This is a genomic window from Hyella patelloides LEGE 07179 (assembly GCF_900659865.1).
GTDB lineage: Bacteria > Cyanobacteriota > Cyanobacteriia > Cyanobacteriales > Xenococcaceae > Hyella > Hyella patelloides.
Genome location: NZ_LR214407.1, coordinates 1 through 2,211, shown reverse-complemented (window position 1 = coordinate 2,211; position 2,211 = coordinate 1). Strand labels below are relative to the sequence as shown.

Genomic DNA, 2,211 nt, shown 5'->3' with positions numbered 1-2,211 from the left:
CTTACGTCGGCGCGGGGGTGGATAGGGGAGACTTTTCTGGTTTGAGATTTTGCTGCCAACAGTTGTCTATGGTTGGTTGAAGTCTCCCCATCCCCGCGCACCGCTAATCTAATTTTGTACGGCTATATCACCTATCTGAATTAAGAAATAATTTTAACTACAGTACCGATTTCAATTACAGAATAAATTTCATCTACATCTTTATTTTTTAGCGAAATACAACCCCATGTCCAATTATTCCTTTCCTCTATCAAATAATCATTACCTTGATTAACCCCATGTATACCAATAGCACTACCAACTGATGCCGATAAAGGAATGATTCCTTGTTTTTTTGCTTGTAAATGTTTGTGCCACGATTGTTGATTTGGATAGTCTAGCCAAACAAATTTAGACCATTGAGGATGAGGATATAAATCTTTAACTTTAAATATACCTTCAGGAGTTTTCAGATCTCCTTCTTTCAATTTATCTCCAATAAAATTAGAACCAAAAACTACAGGATAAGATTTAATTGGTTGGTTTTGATAATAAATAGTTAGGATAAAGTGTGACTTATTAATTAGAATTACTGTCTGTGACTTATCAATTGGTGCTTGAATTCAATTGGTGCTTGAATAATTTCGGTAATTGGTAATTGATAATTAAGTAAATTATTGGTTACAGCTAATAGCTGTAAATTGTTAGTTTCTACGGTTTGAGAAAAAAAGTAATTAATTGGTGGTAGATAGCCTCTTTTATTAAGTAACCAATATGAAGTAGCTATAGTTAGAATAGAAAAGCTAAATCTTACTATATTTCTCGGTACAAATATTTTTTTCACTTTAAAATTAGCTCGATTGTCATTTAAAACAACACGATTTTAACCTTAGCTCATATCAAATTCTGTTAGCTTGGGCTACTTAAATGAGAAGCGAGGCAGAAGATAGAAGCTAGGGTGTTGATTTTGGTCAAAGCGATCGCGAACAAATTCATGCAACTTTTGTGTAATTTTCCTCAGTGGAAAAAGCTACTTTTCTTTTTGAGAGCATAGATTGACCAAAAACTTCTTTTGACCAAGCAGTAACATTAGCTATCTGAATACTTTCCATCGCTTGGAGTACTTGATCTGGAGTTAGTTTAGTAGTAGATAAAAGAAGTGTTAAAATCATTTCATTAATCTCCGAACAGGTCGAAGAGTCAGAAAAGATTTTGTATTTACCAAAAATTGACTCAATTATATCTGATGTGGCTAGAAAAGTTTGATTTGGCGGTACTTTTTGTGCTTCAATAGCTAAGTATTGAGTGACCTTTTCCTGGCTCGCTCTAACCCAAGGTGAATCCGAAAATTTCTCCGTTAATTCCAACCAATCTTGTAAGGATTCTTGATGTAATCCTTGTTGATGAAATTGCTTTTTAGCTAAGTCAAAAACTTTAAGTATTTCAGCATAAATATGAAGTTCTTTTTCATAAGTCAATAACCAACCTAACTTCTCTAAGAATTTTCTCCGTCCTACTTCTGCTGCTTGAGAAATTATTTTACCTTTTTTTTCACATTGCTCTCGACCAATTTTCTCGGTAATTAATTGATAAAAAGAGTTAGAATCTGACGCGGTTTCACCAAGATTTTGGGCTAGTTTGCTTAAAGAAGTTTGGTCGAGTTCTTCTCTTAAGATCAACAAAGTTTCTCTATCTATAATAAATTGACTACTAATAAGAGAAAAATCTTGTTTTGACCAGTATTGAAGAACATTTAACCCCCAATTAACTAGAAGCTCTATATTATGATATCTAGCTTTAGACCGTTGAGCAGTCGGAATTAGAAACGATAATGCTGTTTGTTGTATTTGAGAACGAGTCAAATTACATTGATGTAAAAACTCTTGAAATTTTTGATTATTTGATAACTCTTGTTTTAACCATAAAGCGATTTGATGTGTGAAATCGTAAGTATAAATTACTTCAGGATTTTCAGTTATATATAGTTCAATTCCTTTTTTCAGGTCGCTTCCATGATCTGAGATAATTTGTACGGGTTTTCCGACAGTGTTAGCTAACTGATTAATTAAGAATTTGATAATTTCTCCTCTAGTCGTCTCGACTACTTCTATTGCTAAGACTTCTAGGTCATGATGTTGTAAGTTTTTTCGGTCAGATTGAAGTTTCTCGGACCATTTTTGATGAGACATTCCTAAGATAAGAACACATTTTTTTTGACCTTGTTCTAAAATA

3 protein-coding genes are annotated in these 2,211 nt (G+C 33.0%); all 3 read right to left on the bottom strand.

Annotated elements, in window-relative coordinates:
- Nucleotides 1–140: 140 nt before the first annotated feature.
- Complete coding sequence (locus H1P_RS35280) at nucleotides 141–515, bottom strand: L,D-transpeptidase family protein (protein WP_246142082.1); 375 nt, start codon at nucleotides 513–515, stop codon at nucleotides 141–143.
- Nucleotides 516–568: 53 nt separating this feature from the next.
- On the bottom strand, nucleotides 569–823 hold the full coding sequence (locus H1P_RS35275; protein ID WP_144876434.1) for a hypothetical protein: 255 nt from the start codon (nucleotides 821–823) through the stop codon (nucleotides 569–571).
- Nucleotides 824–971: 148 nt separating this feature from the next.
- Nucleotides 972–2,211, bottom strand: a 1,240-nt coding sequence (locus H1P_RS37145; RefSeq protein ID WP_186376335.1) for a hypothetical protein, incomplete at its 5' end; no start/stop codon positions are given.